The 18,746-nt window shown below is 72.7% G+C and carries 17 protein-coding genes and 1 pseudogene; 14 read left to right on the top strand and 4 right to left on the bottom strand.

Annotated features, from left to right (window positions below; all coding sequences use genetic code 11):
- The first annotated feature begins 69 nt into the window (after positions 1-69).
- The 7 genes from ACIHEI_RS36510 (at position 70) to ACIHEI_RS36480 (ending at position 8,861) form a co-directional block, all read left to right on the top strand.
- The gene (locus ACIHEI_RS36510) at positions 70-2,370 is read left to right on the top strand and encodes a molybdopterin oxidoreductase family protein (RefSeq protein ID WP_396609844.1); all 2,301 of its coding nucleotides are present in this window, start codon (positions 70-72) and stop codon (positions 2,368-2,370) included.
- Positions 2,371-2,376: 6 nt separating this feature from the next.
- A complete protein-coding gene (locus ACIHEI_RS36505) occupies positions 2,377-2,994 on the top strand; it encodes a 4Fe-4S dicluster domain-containing protein (protein ID WP_387633649.1) in 618 nt (205 codons plus the stop codon).
- Complete coding sequence (locus ACIHEI_RS36500) at positions 2,991-3,623, top strand: ubiquinol-cytochrome c reductase iron-sulfur subunit (protein WP_396609843.1); 633 nt, start codon at positions 2,991-2,993, stop codon at positions 3,621-3,623. The genes ACIHEI_RS36505 and ACIHEI_RS36500 overlap by 4 nt, the downstream gene beginning before the upstream one ends.
- Positions 3,624-3,675: 52 nt before the next feature.
- Positions 3,676-4,038 (top strand): hypothetical protein, encoded by a 363-nt coding sequence (locus ACIHEI_RS36495; protein ID WP_392943658.1) that lies wholly within the window; start codon positions 3,676-3,678, stop codon positions 4,036-4,038.
- Between the two features lie 83 nt (positions 4,039-4,121).
- Positions 4,122-4,526, top strand: coding sequence for an SHOCT domain-containing protein (locus tag ACIHEI_RS36490; RefSeq protein ID WP_396609842.1), 405 nt, complete (start codon positions 4,122-4,124; stop codon positions 4,524-4,526).
- Between the two features lie 61 nt (positions 4,527-4,587).
- Positions 4,588-6,633, top strand: a complete 2,046-nt coding sequence (locus ACIHEI_RS36485; protein WP_396609841.1) for a SpoIIE family protein phosphatase — start codon at positions 4,588-4,590, stop codon at positions 6,631-6,633.
- Positions 6,634-6,686: 53 nt separating this feature from the next.
- Positions 6,687-8,861 carry a SpoIIE family protein phosphatase gene (locus ACIHEI_RS36480; protein ID WP_396609840.1) on the top strand — a complete coding sequence of 725 codons (2,175 nt, stop codon included), beginning with the start codon at positions 6,687-6,689 and terminating at the stop codon, positions 8,859-8,861.
- Between the two features lie 71 nt (positions 8,862-8,932).
- Here ACIHEI_RS36480 and ACIHEI_RS36475 read toward each other — a convergent pair whose 3' ends face one another.
- Complete coding sequence (locus ACIHEI_RS36475) at positions 8,933-9,937, bottom strand: aldo/keto reductase family protein (protein ID WP_396609839.1); 1,005 nt, start codon at positions 9,935-9,937, stop codon at positions 8,933-8,935.
- A 232-nt stretch (positions 9,938-10,169) separates the two neighbouring features.
- On the opposite strand from ACIHEI_RS36475, the gene ACIHEI_RS36470 reads away from it, so the two are divergent.
- The 3 genes from ACIHEI_RS36470 (at position 10,170) to ACIHEI_RS36460 (ending at position 13,023) form a co-directional block, all read left to right on the top strand.
- Entirely contained in the window at positions 10,170-11,405 is a 1,236-nt protein-coding gene (locus ACIHEI_RS36470; protein WP_392945425.1) for an ROK family transcriptional regulator, read from the top strand.
- A 204-nt stretch (positions 11,406-11,609) separates the two neighbouring features.
- On the top strand, positions 11,610-12,617 hold the full coding sequence (locus ACIHEI_RS36465) for an Acg family FMN-binding oxidoreductase (protein ID WP_396609838.1): 1,008 nt from the start codon (positions 11,610-11,612) through the stop codon (positions 12,615-12,617).
- 64 nt (positions 12,618-12,681) lie between these two features.
- Positions 12,682-13,023, top strand: a complete 342-nt coding sequence (locus ACIHEI_RS36460) for a DUF5713 family protein (RefSeq protein ID WP_396609837.1) — start codon at positions 12,682-12,684, stop codon at positions 13,021-13,023.
- 89 nt (positions 13,024-13,112) lie between these two features.
- Here ACIHEI_RS36460 and ACIHEI_RS36455 read toward each other — a convergent pair whose 3' ends face one another.
- Positions 13,113-13,940, bottom strand: coding sequence for a class I SAM-dependent methyltransferase (locus tag ACIHEI_RS36455; RefSeq protein WP_396609836.1), 828 nt, complete (start codon positions 13,938-13,940; stop codon positions 13,113-13,115).
- A 402-nt stretch (positions 13,941-14,342) separates the two neighbouring features.
- Between ACIHEI_RS36455 and ACIHEI_RS36450 the strand changes: the two genes are divergently transcribed.
- The 4 genes from ACIHEI_RS36450 to ACIHEI_RS36435 all read left to right on the top strand — a co-directional run bounded on the left by ACIHEI_RS36450 (position 14,343) and on the right by ACIHEI_RS36435 (position 17,688).
- Positions 14,343-15,515, top strand: coding sequence for a CopD family protein (locus ACIHEI_RS36450; RefSeq protein WP_396609835.1), 1,173 nt, complete (start codon positions 14,343-14,345; stop codon positions 15,513-15,515).
- Between the two features lie 164 nt (positions 15,516-15,679).
- Complete coding sequence (locus tag ACIHEI_RS36445) at positions 15,680-16,309, top strand: ArsR/SmtB family transcription factor (protein ID WP_396609834.1); 630 nt, start codon at positions 15,680-15,682, stop codon at positions 16,307-16,309.
- Positions 16,306-17,052 (top strand): SRPBCC domain-containing protein, encoded by a 747-nt coding sequence (locus tag ACIHEI_RS36440; protein WP_396609833.1) that lies wholly within the window; start codon positions 16,306-16,308, stop codon positions 17,050-17,052. Before ACIHEI_RS36445 ends, ACIHEI_RS36440 begins: the two co-directional genes overlap by 4 nt.
- 63 nt (positions 17,053-17,115) lie before the next feature.
- Complete coding sequence (locus tag ACIHEI_RS36435) at positions 17,116-17,688, top strand: dihydrofolate reductase family protein (RefSeq protein ID WP_387633637.1); 573 nt, start codon at positions 17,116-17,118, stop codon at positions 17,686-17,688.
- A gap of 81 nt (positions 17,689-17,769) precedes the next feature.
- Here the strand turns inward: ACIHEI_RS36435 and ACIHEI_RS36430 are convergent, their stop codons facing one another.
- Together ACIHEI_RS36430 and ACIHEI_RS36425 are read right to left on the bottom strand one after the other, a co-directional pair.
- Positions 17,770-18,411, bottom strand: a complete 642-nt coding sequence (locus tag ACIHEI_RS36430) for a DedA family protein (RefSeq protein WP_396609832.1) — start codon at positions 18,409-18,411, stop codon at positions 17,770-17,772.
- 152 nt (positions 18,412-18,563) lie between these two features.
- Positions 18,564-18,746 (bottom strand): annotated as a pseudogene (locus tag ACIHEI_RS36425) (electron transfer flavoprotein subunit alpha/FixB family protein); the annotation flags it as partial.

Below are 18,746 nucleotides of genomic sequence, written 5' to 3'. Positions count from 1 at the left end.
CGAGGCTTCGAGTGAGCGCCGGCATCGAGCGAGGGTTCAAGTGAGCGCCGACGTCATGGGAGGGTTCAAGTGACCGCCGAGCACGTCCCGTTGGGCCCGAGCGTCGCCCCGCTCGGGACGCGCAACTTCCGGGACGCGGGCGGCCTGCCCGCCGCCGCGTGGCGGGCCGACCAGGGCGAGCAGACCCTCGTTCCCACGCACTGCTGCTTCTGCGGCGTGCAGTGCGGGATGTACCTGCGGGTGGACGGGCACGGCAAGGTGTTCGGGGTGGAGCCGCGCAACCACGACATCAACCGAATGCGCCTGTGCCCCAAGGGAATCAACGCCTACCAGCAGGTCAACCACCCGGACCGGCTGACCGCCCCGCTGCTCCGCCGGGACCGCAACCAGCCGCTGCGGGAGGTGAGTTGGGACGAGGCGCTGGACTTCACGGTGGAGCAGATCAACCGGATCCAGCGCGAGCACGGCCGGGACGCCTTCGGGATGCTCGGCGGGGCCAGCCTGTTCTCCGAAAAGACCTACCTGGTGGGCAAGTTCGCGCGGGTCGCGCTGAAGACCCGGCACGTGGACTACAACGGCCGGCTGTGCATGGTGAGCGCCGCGGGCGCCAACAAGCTGGCGTTCGGCATCGACCGGGCGGCCAACCCGTTCGCCGACATCCTGCAGACCGAGTGCCTGCTGCTGGTCGGGGCGAACGTCGGCGAGTGCTTCCCGGTGCTGACCCAGTACGTGTGGGGCGCCCGCGACCGGGGCGCGACGCTGATCGTGGTCGACCCGCGGGAGACCGCTGTCGCCCGCACCGCCGACATCCACGTGGCGCTCAAGTCCGGTACGGACGCGGCCTTTTTCAACGCGGTGCTGCACGTGATCGTCGAGGAGGGGCTGACCGACGAGGCGTTCCTGGCGGCGAACACCACCGGCTGGGAGGAGGTCAAGGCCACCGTCAAGGAGTACCCGCCGAGCCGGGCCGCCGAGATCTGCGGCGTCCCCGCCGAGCAAGTCGTCCAGGTGGCAAGGGCGTTCGGCCGGGCGCGGCGGGCGATGGGCTGGCACGCGCGCGGCATCGAGCACCACACCCAGGGCGTGGAGAACTGCCTGACCGTCATCAACCTGTGCACCGCGACCGGCAACCTGGGCCGCGCGGGCGCCGGTTACGGCACACTGACCGGTCAGGGCAACGGGCAGGGCGGCCGCGAGCACGGCCAGAAGTCCGACCTGCTGCCCGGCGGCCGTTCCATCAGCGATCCGGCGCACCGCCGGCAGATCGCCGCGATCTGGGGCATCGAGGAGTCCGAACTCCCGCCCGCCGGAACGTCGATGACGGAAATGGTCTGGCAGATGCAGCGCCAGGAGATCCGCGGCCTGATCGGCGTCTGCAACAACCCGTTCGTCTCGCTGCCCAACTATGCGGTGGTGAAGGACGGTTACGACAAGCTGGAGTTCCACGCCCAGTTCGACTTCTTCCTGTCCGAGACCGCCGCCAACGCGCACGTGGTCTTCCCCGTCACCAGTTGGGCCGAGGACGAGGGCGTGATGGCCAACGCCGAGGCCCGCGTCGTCAAGCACAACAAGGCTCAGGAGCCCCCCGAGGGCGTGCGCACCGACACCTGGGTGATGTGCGAACTCGCCCGACGCCTGGGCGTGGGAAGCAAGTTCGCCTTCGAGGACTCGCGCGAGGTCTTCGACGAGCTGCGCCGCGCCTCGGCCGGCACGGTGATCGACTACTACGGCATCACCTACGACCGGCTGGAGCGGACCGGCGGCCTGGTGTGGCCCTGCCCGGGCATCGAACACCCGGGAACGCCAAGGCTGTTCGAGGACGGCAAGAGCTACCACCCGGACGGGAGGATCCACCTCCAGGTGGTCGAGTGGCACCCGCCCGCCGACCCGTACGACGACGACTTCCCGATGACGCTGACCACCGGCCGCACCGTCGCGCACTACCTGTCGGGCAACCAGACCCGGCGGCTGGGCGCGCTGGTCGAGCAGACGCCGAGGCCGTGGGTGGAGGTGCACCCGTCGCAGGGATTCCGCAACGGCGAGCCGGTGCGGGTGATCACCCGGCGCGGCAGCGCGGTGCTGCCGGCCCTGGTCACCGAGGCGATCCGGCCCGACCACGTGTTCGTGCCGTACCACTGGCCGTACCCGGTGGCCGCCAACCAGCTGACCATCGACGCCCTCGACCCGCGGTCGAAGATCCCCGAGTACAAGGTGTGCGCGGTACGGATCGAACGCGCCCGCACCGTCGAGCCGGTGCCCGCGCCGCCCACCCCGCCGGGCCGCGAGGCGTACCCGGAGGCCCAGGTGTCGCGCACCGACCCGCTCCCGCCGACCTCGCCGCAGGGCCGCGGCACCGGAGAGAGGGGCTGAACCACCATGCTGGGACGCACCATCTTCATCGACCCCGGCCGCTGCATCGGCTGCCAGGCCTGCGTGTCGGCCTGCCGCGAATGCGACTCGCACCGCGGCAAGACGATGATCCACCTCGACTACACCGACGAGGGCCACACCGTCGCCTCGCTGCCCACCGTCTGCATGCACTGCGAGGACCCGGTCGCCCCCTGCGCCGAGGTCTGCCCCGCCGAGGCGATCCTGATCACCGCGGACGGAGTCGTCCACGAAGCCGACCCGACCCGGTGCATCGGCTGCGCGAACTGCGTCAACGCCTGCCCGTTCGGCGTGCCCAAGATCGACCTGGCGGCGAAGCTCCAGATGAAGTGCAACCTGTGCTACGACCGCACCTCGTACGGCCTGGCCCCGATGTGCGCCACCGTCTGCCCGACCGGCGCGCTGTTCTACGGCACCGCCGAGGAGTTGCAGGCGGAACGGCCCGGCGTGGAGGTCTCCACCGAGTTCGTGTTCGGCGCCACCACCGTCTCCACCGGCGTCGCCATGGTCGTCCCGCCGGAGCGCCGGGCACCCGTCCCTGGCGGGACGCTGAACCTGATCGAGGTCAACGGGCGGCCCACGCCCGGGAACGGAGCGATGGCGTGACCAGCCCCGTCGACCCGTCCGGGCCGGGCGGACGCGAGGACGCCCACCGGGCCGAGCAGGACGCGCTGCGCGAGCGGATCAGCGCCGACTCGCTCACCACCCGCCGCGACTACCTGCGGATCGTCGCCACCGTCTCCGGCGGCCTGGTGGTCGGCTCCGCCGCCGTCTCGGCCGGCGCGCTGCACCGGCACGGCGACGGCATCGCCGCCCCGCTGAAGGTCGCCGACCGGCTCGAACGCGGGCAGGCGGTCAGCTTCGAGTACCCCGGCGAGGACGACCGGGCGATGGCGATCCGACTGCCCGACGGCACCGTCGTCGGCTACTCCACCATCTGCACCCACCTCGCCTGCGGCGTCCTCTGGCGACGCGACCAGGGCACCGACGGAGACCTCTACTGCCCGTGCCACGAAGGGAAGTTCGACGCCCGCACCGGCGCGGTGACGGCCGGCCCGCCACCCCGGCCGCTGCCCAAGGTGGTCATGGTCGAGGACGCCCAGGGCGCGGTGTGGGCGATCGGCACCGCCCGCTCCGGCGAGGACGAGCAGGCGGGCCTGTGCCGGGGCCTGCGCGACCGCAACCCGGCACTGGCCGACGCCGCCGGGTGCCCGGGCCGGGAGAGCGGCAAATGACCCTGAACGAGAGAGAGTTGACGATGTGTCAGATCGAAACAGGGGGCGAGTGGTGAGCGAGGGCCACTTCCCGGAGGGCTACCACCCCGGCAGTGACGAGCCGCGCCTCAACCGGCCCGTCCACGAACGCTATCCGCAGCTCCGGCCGACCTCCGGCTACGCCGACGCCCGGGTCACCGCCACCGGACCCGGCCCCGGCGCGGGCACCGACCAGCAACCGGAACGCTCCGCGATCCTCTCCGCCCGCGTCGCCCTCGGCATCACCGTCGTCATCGGCCAACTGTGGGCGCTCACCGTCGCCACCAACGCCTGGATGCGCGGCGAGGTCGCCACCGCCTGGTGGTCCACCGGCTTCAGCGCCGCGTCCTTCCTGGTGGTCCTGCTCGCCTGGCGGATCTCGCCGGGCGACCGCTGAGCGCACCCGGCGGCGGAGCGCTGACATGCGGCGCCCGGAATGTGGTGATACCTCTCGAAAGGACCTGTGGAAGGGAGCCCACGATGGACAATTACCCGGCGCTCAACCTGTTCTGGACGATGTTGTGGCTGTTCCTCTGGATCCTCTGGTTCTTCCTGCTGTTCAAGGTGATCACCGACATCTTCCGCAGCCACGACCTGAGCGGCTGGGGCAAGGCCGGCTGGACCACCCTCGTCATCCTGCTGCCCTACATCGGCGTACTGGCCTACCTGATCGCCCGCGGCAACTCCATGGGAAGTCGCGACCGGGCGCTCGCCGCACAGGCGGAGGGCGAGTTCCAGAACTACATCCGCAAAGCCGCCGGCACCGAGCAGCAGAACGCCGGGCCCCGGCACGTGGACGAACTCGCCCGGCTCGCCGACTTGAAGAACAGCGGTGCCATCTCCGAGGACGAATTCCGCGCGGCGAAAGCCAAGTTGCTCGCCTGAGTGCCGCAGACCCCGCAAGCCAGAGACCCCGCCGGCAGGCGGGCGGGAGGAGGCCGGCGCGGTGCCGGACACGCCACTGACACCCGAGGTGTTCGACCGCGCCATCGTGGCGATCGCGCTGACCGCGGGGACCGACCACCGACTGGTGTACGTCAACGACGCGTTCCGCGACCTGTTCGGCGACCGGCAGCTCGGCGACCCGGCCCGCGAGGTGTTCACGGAGCCGGGCGCCGAACGCTTCGTCGCCACCCTCGACGCCGTCCTCAGCGACGGCACCGCCCGGCAGGTCACCGCGCCGCGCACCCTCGCCTGCCCGGACGGCGGGACCGTCCACCGGCACTTCGTCTACTCCTGCTCACCCGCCGGCACCCCGTCCGGCCCCGGCATCCTCACCGCCGCCATCGACACCACCGCCGAACTGCACTCCGCCCTGGAGACCGAACGCCTCTCCGTCGAACGGCTGCAGGCACTGCGGCGCTACGAGGCACTGATGGCCGCCACCTCCCAGATGGTGTGGCTGGTGCACGCCGACGGCACCGCCGACGAACTCGTCCCCGGCTGGGAGGCCCTCACCGGCCGGCCCTTCCCCGAAACGGCCGGCAACCGCTGGCTGGACGTCGTCCACCCCCAGGACCGCGACCGGCTCGCCACCCACTGGGCCGCCGCCGCCCGCGAACTGCCCACCGCCTTCGAACACGTCTTCCGGGTACGCGGCGCCGACGGCGGCTACCGGCACGTCCGGGCCCGCGCCGTCCCCATCGTCCGCGACGACGGACCCGCCGAATGGATCGGCACCACCAGCGACATCGAGGACCAGTGGCGCAACCGGCTGCGCGAACGGCTGCTCGCCCGGGCCGGCGCCGTCACCGAGGCCGAACGCGCCGACGACGCCTTCGCCGCGCTCGCCGCCACCCTCGTCCCCGAACTCACCGACGTGTGCGCCGTCTACCTGCTGCGCGAACCCGACGCCGCCGGCGGAGACGTCGTCGCCACCCGGATCGCCTCCGTCGCCCGCCCCGGACTGCCCCCGCTGCCACCCATCAACCGGCAGACCTACACCCTCGGCGCACGCGCCCGGAAAGCGGTTTCCGACCGCACCCCCATCGTGCTCGAATTCGCCGACGGCAGCGTCCCCCGCGGCAGCATCCCCGAGATCTCCGCCCGCTGGCTGGAACGCGCCCACGCCACCAGCCTCACCCTGCTGCCCATCGTCGTCGACGGCGCCGTCGTCGCCCTCGCCGCCACCGCCGACTGCGAAGGCGCACCCCCGCCCGGACCCGCCGACATCGACCTCCAGCGGGAAGTCCTGCAACGCGCCCAGGCCCCGCTGCGCCAGGCCCTCGCCCTGCAACGCGCCCGGCACACCGCCGTCGTCCTGCAACGCGCCATGCTCACCACCCCGCCCACCGTCGGCGGCGCCGCCCTCGCCGGCCGCTACCGCCCCGGCAGCCGCAACGCCGAAGTCGGTGGCGACTGGTACGACGCGTTCACCCTCCCCGACGGCGCACTCGCCATGACCATCGGCGACGTCGCCGGCCACGACCTCGCCGCCGCCACCGTCATGGGCCAACTGCGCGCCATGCTGCGCTCCATCGCCTTCACCCGCCCGCACGGCCACACCCCCGCCGACACGCTGCGCGAACTCGACACCGCCGCCGAAGGGCTGGGCGTCGGCAGCTTCGTCACCGCCGTGCACGCCCGCCTCACCCGGCACGGCGCCGACGGCGCCTGGGAGGTCGAGTGGACCAACGCCGGGCACCCGCCGCCCGTCCTGATCCCCGTCACCGGCCCGCCCCGGCTGCTGACCGGCGAGGACGCCGACCTCCCGCTGTGCGTCGACCCGCGCCGCCCCCGGGTCACCCACCACGACCCGCTGGGCCCCGGCGAGACCCTGCTGTTCTACACCGACGGCCTGGTCGAAGTCCCCGGCGAAGACCTCGGTGACGGCATCGGCCGCCTCTGCCGGGCCGCCGCCGACGCCCGCCACCGCCCGCTCGACGACCTGTGCGAGTACCTGGCCGGACGGGTCGTCGACGTCCGCGACGACATCGCCCTGATCGCCTTCCGGCCCACCCCGCTCGCCGGCACCGCGGACCGGCCACGATGAGCGCGGCGGGCCGGGGCGGCAGGGACAGCCGCGACCCGGAGAGGAGGGACGGCATGGACAGCACCGGCGACGGCGGCGAGAGCGAGGACGCGGCACTGCTCGACGCCCTGTTCAGCCAGGCCCCGGTCGGGCTCTACCTGCTCGACCAGGACCTGCGGCTGGTGCGTCGCAACGCCGCCGCCCACAACGCCGCCCACGGCGCGGCCACCCGCCCCGACCCCGGCACCGGCGGCCGCTGGGTCGGCGACCTCGGGCCCGGCTTCGACGACGCCGAACTCGAAACACTCGCCCGCCAGGCCCTCCAGGACGGCGACTGGATCCGGGAACACCTGGTCCGCGGCCGCACCCCCGACGAACCCCGCCGCGACATCGTCGGCGCCGTCTCGTTCTTCCCGATCGAATCCGACACCGGCCGCCGCTACCTGGTCGCCGCCATCCAGGACGTCACCGAACGGCAGGCCGCCCTCGACCGCCTCGACATCCTGCACACCGCACACCGCCAACTCGGCGCCTCCCTGGACGCCATCGGCTCCGCCGAGGAACTCGCCGACGTCGCCGTGCCCCGCCTCGCCGACATCGCCACCGTCGACCTGCTCGACGAACCCCTGCGCGGCCTGCCCACCCGCGCCGGACCGGCCGACCCCGCCGCCCCGCTGCGCCGCGCCGCCTACCGGGCCGTCCACACGCCCGGCGAGCTGGGCCCGATCCCGCACGGCGAACTGTCCACCTACGGCGCGCCCACGCCCTACAGCCAGGCGCTGGACGACGGGCGGGCGCGACTGGTGCGCGGACTGGGCGGCGACGAGGACTGGCTGTCCGCCGACCCCGCGCGCGGACGCCGGCTGACCGGCCTCGGCGTGCACTCGATGATCGTCGCGCCGCTGATGGCGCACGACACCGTGCTCGGCCTGCTCGCCCTGTACCGGAACCGGCGGCCCGCCCCCTTCGAACAGGCCGACCTGGACCTCGCCGTCGAACTCGCCTCCCGCGGCGCCCTGTCCATCGACAAGGCCCGCAGCTACGCCCGCGAACGCACCATCGCCACCACCCTGCAACGCCAACTCCTGCCCAGGGAACCGGCGGAACTGAGCGCCGTGGAGACCGCGCAGGTCTACCTCCCGGGAGTGGTCGGCCCCGGCGGCGACTGGTACGACATCATCCCGCTGTCCGCCGCCCGGGTCGGGCTGGCGATCGGCAGCATCACCGGCACCGGCATCGAGGCAGCCGCCCTGATGGGCCAACTCCGCACCGCACTACGCACCTTGGCCGTGCAGGACCTGGCGCCGGACGAGCTGCTGGTGCGCCTGGACGAAGCCGCGCGGGTGCTGACTGACGAGCAGCGCGGCAGCCTCCCGCCCGGCGCGGACGGGCTGCCCGACGGCCTCGCGTCCTGCCTGTACCTGGTGTACGACCCGATCGCCCGGACCTGCACCGCTGCCTCCGCCGGCCACCCCGCGCCGGTGCTGGTCGGCCCCGACGGCGCCCCGCTGCCGTTCGAGGTCGAACCCGGGCCGCCGCTGGGCTGGGGCGACTGCTGCTACGAGACGACCACCACCGAGCTGGACGAGGGCTGCGTACTGGCCCTCTACACCGAGGGGTTGATGTCCGGCCGGGCCCGGAGCGCAGACGAGGACGGCACACCGGGAGGCGAACCGGGCACGCGGCGGGCGGTGCTGGAGCGGGTGCTGGCGCGGCCCGGCGAGGAACAACTGCACGACCTGTGCGACCGGGTGGTGTACGCGCTGCTGCCCGAACGGCAGCGCGAGGACGCCGTGCTGCTGCTGGCCCGCACCCGGGCGCTGCCGGACGAGCGCGTCGCGGTGTGGACGCTGCCGGGCGACCCGGCGGTGGTGCGCACCGCCCGGCGGCTGGCCGAACACCAGCTCGCCGCCTGGGAGTTGGGGGAGCTGGAGTTCGCCACCGACCTGATCGTCAGCGAGCTGGTGACCAACGCGATCCGCTACGGGGAGCCGCCGATCCGGCTGCGGCTGATCCACGACCGGGGCCTGATCTGCGAGGTGTCGGACAGCGCGGCCAGCACCCCGCACATGCGGCGGGCGAAGAGCACCGACGAGGGCGGTCGCGGACTGTTCATCATCGGTCATCTGGCGCAGCGTTGGGGCACCAGGATCGGCCGGCGCGGCAAGACCATCTGGGCGCAGCAGGAACTTACGTCAACAGGCGGGTCGCCTCAGGAGGTTGACCTGGGCGATTCGTTCGAGCCGTAGTGGGTGGGGGAGTTGACGGGCCCGGGCCGGTGCCGCGGATCGGTGGTGCGGGCGCCGGCCCGGGCGGGGCGTCAGGGGCGGGCCTTGGGGGCGTTCTCGGCGGTCCTTGCGGGGTCGAACTGGGCGACGGGGGCGAGGATTTCGTCCATCCGGGCGAGCAGTTCCGGCTCCAGCTTCACGCCGGCGGCCTTGACGTTCTCGGTGACCTGCTCGGGCCGGGAGGCGCCGATGATCGCCGCGGACACGTTGGGGTTCTGCAGCACCCAGGCGACGGCCAGCTGGGCGAGCGACAGCCCCGCCTGGTCGGCGAGCGGGCGCAGCAGCTGGACGCGCTCCAGGACGTCGTCGCGCAGCCAGCGGGCGACGAAGTTCGCGCCGCCCTTCTCGTCGGTGGCGCGGGAGCCGGCCGGCGGGGCGGCGCCCGGCTGGTACTTGCCGGTGAGGACGCCCTGCGCGATCGGCGACCAGACCACCTGGCCGAGGCCCAACTCTTCGGACACCGGGACGACTTCACCCTCGATGACCCGCCACAGCGCGCTGTACTGGGGCTGGTTGGAGACGAACGGGATGCGCAGCTCGCGGGCCAGCGCGTGCCCGGCCCGGATCTGGTCGGCCGTCCACTCGGAGACGCCGATGTACAGGGCCTTGCCGGAGCGGACCACGTCGGCGAACGCCTCCATGGTCTCCTCGAGCGGCGTGGACGGGTCGAAGCGGTGCGCCTGGTACACGTCCACGTAGTCGGTCTGCAGGCGGCGCAGCGAGCCGTTGATCGACTCCATGATGTGCTTTCGGCCGAGCCCGCTGTCGTTGCGGCCGGGCCCGGTCGGCCAGAACACCTTGGTGAGGATCTCCAGCCCTTCGCGGCGCTCGCCCTTGAGGGCGCGGCCCATGACCGCCTCGGCGCGGGTCTCCGCGTACACGTCGGCGGTGTCGAAGGTGGTGATGCCCGCGTCGAGGGCGGCGCGGATGCACGCGGCCGCGGTGTCCTCCTCGACCTGCGAGCCGTGGGTGAGCCAGTTGCCGTAGGCGATTTCACTGACGATCAGGCCGCTGCGGCCCAGGTGACGGAATTCCATGATCTGTACGGTACGTCAGCTGACGGTTCCGGTGGGTACCATCGCGTTGCCGCAGGAACCGGGAGCGGGCCGGGGCGGGCGGGGCGTGTCGGTGCCGATTTCCGGGGCCGGCGCGGGTGTGACGACCTGGACGTGGACGAGAGTGTGTCTGAGGCGGTGTTGCCGGCGGGGGCGGGCGGACTGTCCCGACCGGAGAAGAGGAACCGTGACCCACCCGCAAGCGAGACCCGTCGTGCGGCCGCGGTCCGCAGGCCCGGCGCCGGAGCCGGCCCCGTGGAACCGGCAGCGGCTGCGCAGCAACAACGAGTGGCTGCTGCTGGAGCTGCTGCGCACCGGCGGCCCGTCCTCGCGGGCGCAACTCGCCCGCGACACCGGCCTGTCGAAGCCGACCGTGTCGGCCGCGCTGGGTTCGCTGGAGACGGCCGGGCTGGTCCGGGAGGCGGGCACCCTGGCGCCCGACCGGGGCCGCACCGCCGTCCTGTACCGGGCCGACGCCGGCGCCGGGTACGTGCTCGGGATGGACGTCGGCCGAGCCCGCCTCCGGGTGGCCGTCGCCGACCTGTCGGGCCGGGTGGTGGCCCGCCGGGACGTCCCCAACCGCGGCCGTTCCGGCCCCGCCGTCGCGGACGCGCTGGTCGCCACCGCTCAGGAGACGCTCTCCGATGCGGGGCTGGCGGACGGTGCCGGCGGCGCTGTGGGCTGTCCGGCGGACGGGGTGGTGCGCGCGGTGATCGGCAGTCCCGGCGTGTGGGACGAGCGGCTGCGGATGATGCGGCACGCCCCGCACCTGCCGGGCTGGGCGCGGCCGGGACTGGTCGACCGGATCGCGGACGGCCTCGGCATGCAGGTGCACGTCGCCAACGACGCCAACCTCGCCGCGCTCGGCGAGTACACCTACGGTGCGGGGGCGGGCAGTTCCGTCTTCGCCTACCTGCTGGTCGGGACGGGCGTCGGCGTCGGCCTGGTGCGCGACGGCGAACTGTGGACCGGGGCGCACGGCGCGGCCGGTGAGATCGGCATGCTGCAAATGCCGTGCGTGTCAGATGAATTGACGGGACGTCAGGATGTCCGGCTGGAGGAGGTGGTGGCGGCGGACGCCGTGGTCGGCGAGGCGTGGCGGCTCGGGCTGACCAGTGCGACCACCGCCGAAGAGGTGTGCGAGGCGGCCCGGTCCGGCGATCCGGCCGCGCGGGCGGCGATCGACCGGCAGGCGCAGCAACTCGCCTTCGCGGTCGCCGTGGTGGCCGCCGTCGCCGATCCGGAACTGGTCGTGCTGGGCGGCGGTGTCGGCCGCAGCGCGGACCTGCTGCTGCCGCCACTGGAGGAGGCGCTGCACCGCAGCTGCGCGCTGAGACCCCGGGTGGTGGCGAGCACGCTCGGCGAGGACGCGGTGCTGATGGGCGCGGTGGCGACGGCGCTGGAGTCGGCGCGGCTGGAGGTGTTCGTGCGGCGTACCGCGTCCGCGTGAGTTCCGGTTCGGGGGGCTCGGCCGTCGCGGTCGTCTCGGTCGTCTCGGGGGTCTTGGGGGTCTCGGTCGTATCGGCCGGGGAGAAGGGACGGACGTCGTCCGGAGGGGGCCTTTGGGCCCTACCGGCGCGCCCGATCCGAGGCGCACGCTCAAGATAAAGAGGCACGTGGAACGCGACGAGGATGCGGCGAGGAGTGATCCGCGATGGTCGAGTCGACGATTGGCACGAGGGGCGGTCCCGGGGCGGCACTGAGCGTGCAGGAACTCCGGGTGCTGGTGGCGGCGGCCGGAGCCGCGCCCTCGTTGCACAACTCCCAGCCCTGGCAGTTCCGGCCCGCCGACGACGGCCACGGAGTCCTGGTCTTCGCCGACCCGGACCGGGCCGTCCCGGTGGCGGACCCCGACGGCCGCGGCATGTTGCTGTCCGTCGGCGCGGCCCTGTTCAACCTGCGGGTCGCGGCCGCCCGGCAGGGCCTCCCCGTGGACGAGCTGGAACTGATGCCCGGCCCGTTCGGGGCCGACTCCCCGGTCGCGGTGGTGCACTTCGGCCCGCGGGGAGTCCCCGACGAGACGGCGGAGTTGGCGGAGGCGATCGCGCTGCGGCACTCCAGCCGTGAACCGTTCAACAACCGCGACGTCCCCGAGACGGTGATCGGTGAACTGATCGCGGCCGCCGCCGCCGAGGACACCGTCCTCGACGCGCTGGAGGAGTCCGAGGCGCGCCGGGTCCTGGCACTCACCGCCGAGGCCGAGGCCCGGATCGTCGCCGACGCCGCCCGCCTTGCCGAGACCGGGAGCTGGCTGCGCGACGAACCTTCGGCGGACGGCATTCCGGTCTCCGTGCTCGGCCCGCAGGACCACGAAGCGCACGTCCCCGTGCGGGACTTCACCGGACGCCCCACCCGCTCGCAACGCTTCGAGGCGCTCCCGCAGTTGGTCACCATCGCCACCCGCGGCGACACGGCAGCCGACTGGCTGCGGGCCGGCCAGGCCATGGAACGCGTCTGGCTGGTGGCCACCGCGCACGGCGTCCGGGTCTCCGTCCTCCACCAGGCCGTCGAACTCCCCGAGACCCGCTGGCGGCTGCGCAACCCCGAAGCGGGCATCGGCACCGTCCAGGTACTCCTCCGCATCGGCTACGGCCCCCGGGGCGCGGCCACCCCGCGCCGCGAGATCGACGAACTCCTCGGCGGGGCCGTCCCTGCGAGCTGAGCGGTCTGTCAGCGCTCGGCGGGATGATCCTGCGCAGCATCCCCCGAGCGGACGGAGCGGCCGAATGGTGATTCGAAACGAGCAGGTGGCGGGCCACGAGTTCCTGCGCGATATGGCCGGGGACCCGTACTACCCCGCCCACCTGGTCGAACGCGGCCGCGCGGCGCTGCGCACCCTGTGCGAACGGATCGAGTCCGAACGCCCGTCCGGCCTACCGGAGTTGTACGCGCTGACGTATGCGGCGACGGAGGAGTTCAACCGCCTCGGCGAGGCGATGGAGGACGCCGGCAGCGAGATCGAGACGGTCGCCCGGGAGGCGATCGGCGCGGATTTCGCGTTCGTGGCGGCGGCGTACGGCTTCGCCGGTGCGGACCGGGAGGAACTGGTCGCGCCGCGCGATTGGTGAGCGGCGCGGGATCGGAGGCTGCGCGGTACCGGCCCGGCCGGCACCACGTCGGTGCTGTCCTGGGAGCGTCGGCGGGTGTCTTGGCGGCGTCAGCGGGTGGCCGTGGCGAGGAGGGCCGCGTGGGGGAGGGCGAGGGTGCCGTCCGGGGTGCGGAAGGCGTCGGCGAGGCGGTGGTAGTGGCGGTGGGCCTCGGACTGGGTTCCGGGGGTTTGGGCGAGCAGGGTGAGGCCGATGGTGGCGACGCCGGAGGCCGGGCCGGCCCACCAGTCGTCGGCGGTGGTGCGGTGGTCCCACGTGAGGGTGCGGCAGGTGGCCTGCTGGAGGCCGGCGGTGGTGAGGAGCGCGGCCAGGCCGTCCGGGGTACGGGGGAAGTCGTCGGCCGGGTCGAGCGGGCCCAGGTGCGGCGGCCGGACGGCGCCGGCGGCCTGGAGGGCCTGCGGGATCAGCGTCTGGCCCGAGCCCGGTGACCCGGACCAGATGGTCAGGGCCAGGCGGCCGCCGGGTCGCAGGACGCGACGGAGTTCGGCCAGGGCGAGCAGTGGCCGGCCGACGTGGTTGAGCACGAAGTTGGCCACCACCGCGTCGAATTCGGCGTCCAGGTAGGGGAGTTCGGGCAGCGTGGCAAGCTCGAGGCGCGCGGACGGCGCGTTGCGGCGGGCGAGTTCGAGCATGCTCGGCTCGGCGTCCACGGCGGTCACCTCCGCACCCCGGACGCAGGCGGCTGCGGCGACGGTCCCTGGCCCGGTGCCCACGTCCAACAGCCGGGTGCCGGTGGACACTTCGGCGGCGTCCAGGAGCTTCGGCGCGGTGTGCGCACAGAGCCGGCCGAAGGTCGCGGCGTAGGCGCCGGCCCGTCCGGCCCAGGCGGTGCGCTCGTTGGCGTCGAAGCTCGTGGCCGCTGCGGTTGGCGACGGCATGGTTCCCCCTGGGCGGTCGGGCGGTTGACGGGCGATCATAGCTCGGCGTGGGGCGCGCGGTCGGGGGGGCGGAGCTGATGCGGACTCACCGCCCCGGGCCCAGTCGACGAGGCAAGCCAGGCATTGACGTGAGTTCTGGCCTCGGAACAGCCCTTGGTGTTCGTTGTGGGCGCGAAGCCCCCGATGAGCGGCGGATCGACGCGCGGTGATCGGTTGGGTAGGACCGACAAGTGGTCGCCGACGCCGATGTCGAGCGGCTTGCCACTGCTTCGGGCGGCGTCGAGCACGCGCCAGAACGCTTCGATGTCCGTGACGGGCAGCCTGCCAAGGGGTGGACGGCAGATCGGAATCAGGATTAGGACAGGCTGGCCTACCTGAGGTTAGGCTAACCTAATGATGAATTTGCTGCTGGCCGCCAAGACGGCCGAATACGCCACGCCCGAAATCTGGCGGGTCCTCACCAAAACCGGCTACTTCGTCGGCCTGAGCGGCGCGATCGGCAGCGTTGTCACCTACGTCGCCGCCGTTCGCCCGGCGCTCAGGGCCGCGAGCACCGCGCCCGCGGACGCTGGCGCGCTGCGCAGGCGGTCGGCCGGGTACTTGGGGTGGGCGGGCGTTGTTCTGTTGGTTGCCGGGTACTTCCAGTTGGTGGCGCGGGTTGCTCGGGCCGGGAAGGGGATGCCCTTTGGTGACGCCATGGCTCCCGGCCGGATCGCGGACTTCCTCAATGCTCCTGCTGCCAAGGGGGCTTGGATCGCGCAGGGCACGATCTACGTGCTGCAGAACGTCGTGCTCGTCGCCACCGCCGTCGCGCTGATCGCGCTGTTCGTCCCGGCGGTGCGCCGCCACCTCGACCGTCTTGCCCTCGCTGCTCTGCCGGCCGCTCTCGCGGTCACTCTGATCGCGGGCATACCGGCGACCGTGCCCGCGGAACTCGACCGCTGGCTCGACCCGGTGTTCTCGCAGCTCCATATCGTTTCCGGGGTCGTGTGGCTCGGCGGCCTGGCGCTGCTGGTGGCCCTCGCGGGCGTTCGCGGTCGGCTCGGTGAGGGTGCGGGCCTGTTGTGGGCCGACATTTGGCGGCGGTTCAGTCTGGTGGCGATGGTGTGCGTCGGGGTGGTCACCATTTCCGGGCTGTGGATCACCTGGAAGCACGTCGGCGCCGTCTCCCAGCTGTGGACCACCGGCTACGGCATCGCCCTGTTGGTCAAGATCTTCCTGGTGCTGGGGCTGGTCACGGCCGGCGCGTTCAACCAGTTCTGGCTGATGCCGCGGATCGAGCGGGCCCGGCGTGCCGACGACTCCACCTCGCTGTTCCACCTGACGCTGCGGCACTTCCCGAAGGTGGTCTGGGGCGAGGTCGTTCTCGGTGTCGCGGTGCTGGTGGTGCTGCCGTTCATCGCCGGGTCCGCCCGCAGCGAGGCCGGCGGCGCGAAGGCGGTCTCCGACGGCAGCATCTTCGCCGCCGGCGCCGCGCTGGTGGTGGCCCTCGGGGTCTCGCTGTACGCCACCGCGAAGGTGTCGGACGCCCTGGCGCGCCGTCCTGCTGCGGTTGGTGAGCCCGCGGCGACCTGACGGCGGTACCTCGCGCAGCTTGGGCTCCCGGCATGACGCCGGGGGCCCTTTCTGCTGTGCGGGGCGCACCGACAAAGTTTTTTGTCTTGACAGGTTTCCTGTTCGGTGGGAGGCTGGAGTCACTCCCGGGGGACGCCGGGAGCCCGGGAACGGAGGGTGGAGAGGTGCTGGACGTTGCTGTGATCGAAGAGCCCGGCGCGGCCGAGTCGTCCTTGGACCCGATACGGTCCCGGATTCTCGCCGCTCTGGCGGAGCCCGGTTCGGCGGCCATGCTGGCGGGGCGGTTGGGGTTGCCCAGGCAGAAGGTCAACTACCACCTGAAGGAGCTGGAGCGGCACGGGCTGGTCGAGCTGGCGGAGGAGCGGCGCAAGGGCAATGTCACCGAGCGGGTGTTCCGCGCGACGGCCGCCTCGTACGTGATCTCGCCCAGTGCGCTGGCGGCGGTCAGCCCGGATCCCTCGCGGTCGCCCGATCAGCTTTCCGCCCGGTGGCTGTTGGCGCTGGGGGCCCGGCTGGTGCAGGAGGTCGGGTCGTTGCTGACGGGTGCGGCGCGGGCCAAGCAGCGGGTGGCGAGCTTCGGAATCGATGCCGAGGTGCGGTTCGCGTCCGCGGCCGATCGGGCGGCGTTCGCCGAGGAGCTGGCCCAGAGCGTGGCCGGGCTGGTCAGCCGCTACCACGACGAATCGGCGCCGCAGGGGCGGAGGCACCGGGTGGTCGTCGGCCTGCACCAGATTCCCGACCCGACCCCAGCCGACAGTCAACAGCCCGACGCACCGCAGGAGGACCCCCGATGACGCACCCCTTCGAGATCGAGCGGGAGATCGTCCTGCCCGCAGACCCGGAACAGGTCTGGGAAGCGATCGCCACCGGTCCCGGCATCGAGTCGTGGTTCATGGGCCGGAACGAGGTCGAAGCGTGCGAAGGCGGCGCCGCCGTCATGGACGTGGGCGGCCACCGGGAGGAGGCCGTGGTCACCGCGTACCAGCCCGGCAAACGGTTCGCGACCCGGACGGCCACCAACGACGACGGCCGGTTCATGGCCTTCGAGTACCTCATCGAGGGCCGCGAGGGCGGCAGCACCGTGCTGCGCGTCGTCCACAGCGGCATGCTCGGCGACGACTGGCAGGACGAGTACGACGCGCTGCGCCGCGGCTGGCCGTTCCACCTGCACACGCTCCGCGAGTACCTGGCGCACTTCCCCGGCCGCACGGGCCGTCCCGTCTTCGCCATGGCGCAGACCGGCGAACGGCCGGTGCGGGAGGTCCGGGCCGCGCTCGCCGGTGGGCTTTCGCTGCCGGACGTCGTCGCCCTCGGGGCGCCGGTGCAGGCCGAGCCGGCCGGGTTGCCCGCGCTGGCCGGGGAGGTGACGTGGTCCGACGAGGAGCGTTTCGAGGTCCGCACCGCCGACGGGCTCTACACCTTCCACCACAGCCCCGGAGTGGTGCTGATGTTCCACCACCTCTTCGGAGCGGACACCGACACGGCCGAGGCCGGGTGGCAGCAGTGGCTGGCCGGCGTCCTGGCCGAGCGACCCTGAGTACGCGAACAACGCAGAGAGCACCACGTACGGAAGACAGTCACACCTGAGGAGAGCACCATCATGCGCACCCTGATCAGCACGGCCTTTGTCTCGCTCGACGGCGTCGTGGAGGGCCCGGGCGGTGAGCCCGGTTACCGGAACTCCGGGTGGACGTTCAAGGACATCGAGTTCATCCCCGAGGCGTTCGAGATCAAGTCGCGGGAGCAGGAGGAGTCCACCGCGATGCTGATGGGCCGGGTCAGCTACGAGGCGTTCAGCCCGGTCTGGCCGGACATGGCGGAGTTCGCCCGCTACCGGACGCTGCCGAAGTACGTCGTCTCCCGCACCCTCGGCGAGGACCAACTGGTCGACAACTGGGGCGAGATCAGCATCCTGCGTTCGCTGGACGAGGTCGCCGCGCTCAAGGAGACCGAGGGTGGTCCGATCATCGTCCACGGCAGCGCCACGCTGGGCCAGGCCCTGTCCGACGCCGGGCTGATCGACCGGTACCACCTGCTGGTCTTCCCGCTGCTGCTCGGCGCGGGCAAGCGGCTGTTCAGCGCCACCGACAAGGACGCGCAGAAGCTGGCGCTGGTCGAGCACGAGGTGTACCGCAACGGCGTGCAGAAGCAGGTCTTCGACGTCGTCCGCTGAGGAGCGGGCCAGCACGCACGCCGCCCGCCGTTGACGAAGTCCGTCAGCGGCGGGCGGTGTGCGTGCGGCGGAACGAGTCCGTCAGCGGCGGGCGGTGCGCGTGCGGCGGAACTCGAGGGCGAGCGGGAGGAGGGAGAGGGCGATGATCACCGCGATGGCGGGGAGCAGGTAGCGGTCGACGTTCGGGATGGTGGAGCCGAGCGCGTAGCCGCCGAGGACCAGGCCGACGGTCCAGACCAGGCCGCCGACGGCCTGCCAGAGGGCGAAGGTGCGGGTGGGGACGCCGAGAGCGCCGGCCAGCGGGTTGAGGACGGTGCGGACCACGGGGACGAAGCGGGCCAGCGTGATGGCCTTGGCGTGGCCGTAGCGGGCGAGGAGTTCCTCGGCCCGCTCGGCGCCCTCGTGCAGGCGGCGGTTGCGGGAACGTTCCAGCAGGGCGCGGCCGCCCTTGCGGCCGAGCAGGTGGCCGACCTGGGCGCCGGCCAGGGCACCGACGACGGCGGCGACGAGGACCTGCGCGAGGTTCAGGTGCGGGCCGGAGTGCAGGCCGGGGGTGCAGAGCAGGCCGGCCGTGAACAGCAGGGAGTCGCCGGGCAGGAAGAAGCCGATCAGCAGCCCGGTCTCGGCGAACAGGACGGCGGCGATGCCGAGCGCGCCGAATGCCGCGAGCAGGGAGGAAGCGTCGAGCGGGTTGACCGCCAGCAGGGCGGAGTGGGCGTACACGGCGTGGCCTCCGGGGCGCTCTGCGTCTACAGGGAAGTAGACCGTCTACGCGACTGTAGACGATAGAGGTGGGGGAGGCGCAACCGCGGCCGGGAACGGAGGAAGGGCGCGACCGTGGTGGTCGCGCCCTTCCGGGTGGTGCTGGGCGGCTGTCAGCCGGCCTTGACCTGGGTGGTGAGCTGGGGCAGGACGGCGAACAGGTCGCCGACGACGCCGTAGTCGACGAGTTCGAAGATCGGGGCCTCGGGGTCCTTGTTGACCGCGACGATGGTCTTCGAGGTCTGCATGCCGGCGCGGTGCTGGATCGCGCCGGAGATGCCCGCCGCGACGTACAG

Origin of the sequence: Kitasatospora sp. NPDC051984 (assembly GCF_044593455.1) — a bacterium.
Taxonomy (GTDB): domain Bacteria; phylum Actinomycetota; class Actinomycetes; order Streptomycetales; family Streptomycetaceae; genus Kitasatospora.
Note: the sequence above shows the minus strand (reverse complement) of the source record. Positions and strands in the feature narration are given on the sequence as shown.

Bases quoted from the DNA above. Each gene is read 5' to 3' on its own strand.
- ACIHEI_RS36505 (WP_387633649.1), top strand. From the start codon at position 2,377: ATGCTGGGACGCACCATCTTCATCGACCCCGGCCGCTGCATCGGCTGC.
- ACIHEI_RS36490 (WP_396609842.1), top strand. From the start codon at position 4,122: ATGGACAATTACCCGGCGCTCAACCTGTTCTGGACGATGTTGTGGCTG.
- ACIHEI_RS36480 (WP_396609840.1), top strand. From the start codon at position 6,687: ATGGACAGCACCGGCGACGGCGGCGAGAGCGAGGACGCGGCACTGCTC.
- ACIHEI_RS36475 (WP_396609839.1), bottom strand. From the start codon at position 9,937: ATGGAATTCCGTCACCTGGGCCGCAGCGGCCTGATCGTCAGTGAAATC.
- ACIHEI_RS36465 (WP_396609838.1), top strand. From the start codon at position 11,610: ATGGTCGAGTCGACGATTGGCACGAGGGGCGGTCCCGGGGCGGCACTG.
- ACIHEI_RS36460 (WP_396609837.1), top strand. From the start codon at position 12,682: ATGGTGATTCGAAACGAGCAGGTGGCGGGCCACGAGTTCCTGCGCGAT.
- ACIHEI_RS36455 (WP_396609836.1), bottom strand. From the start codon at position 13,940: ATGCCGTCGCCAACCGCAGCGGCCACGAGCTTCGACGCCAACGAGCGC.
- ACIHEI_RS36440 (WP_396609833.1), top strand. From the start codon at position 16,306: ATGACGCACCCCTTCGAGATCGAGCGGGAGATCGTCCTGCCCGCAGAC.
- ACIHEI_RS36435 (WP_387633637.1), top strand. From the start codon at position 17,116: ATGCGCACCCTGATCAGCACGGCCTTTGTCTCGCTCGACGGCGTCGTG.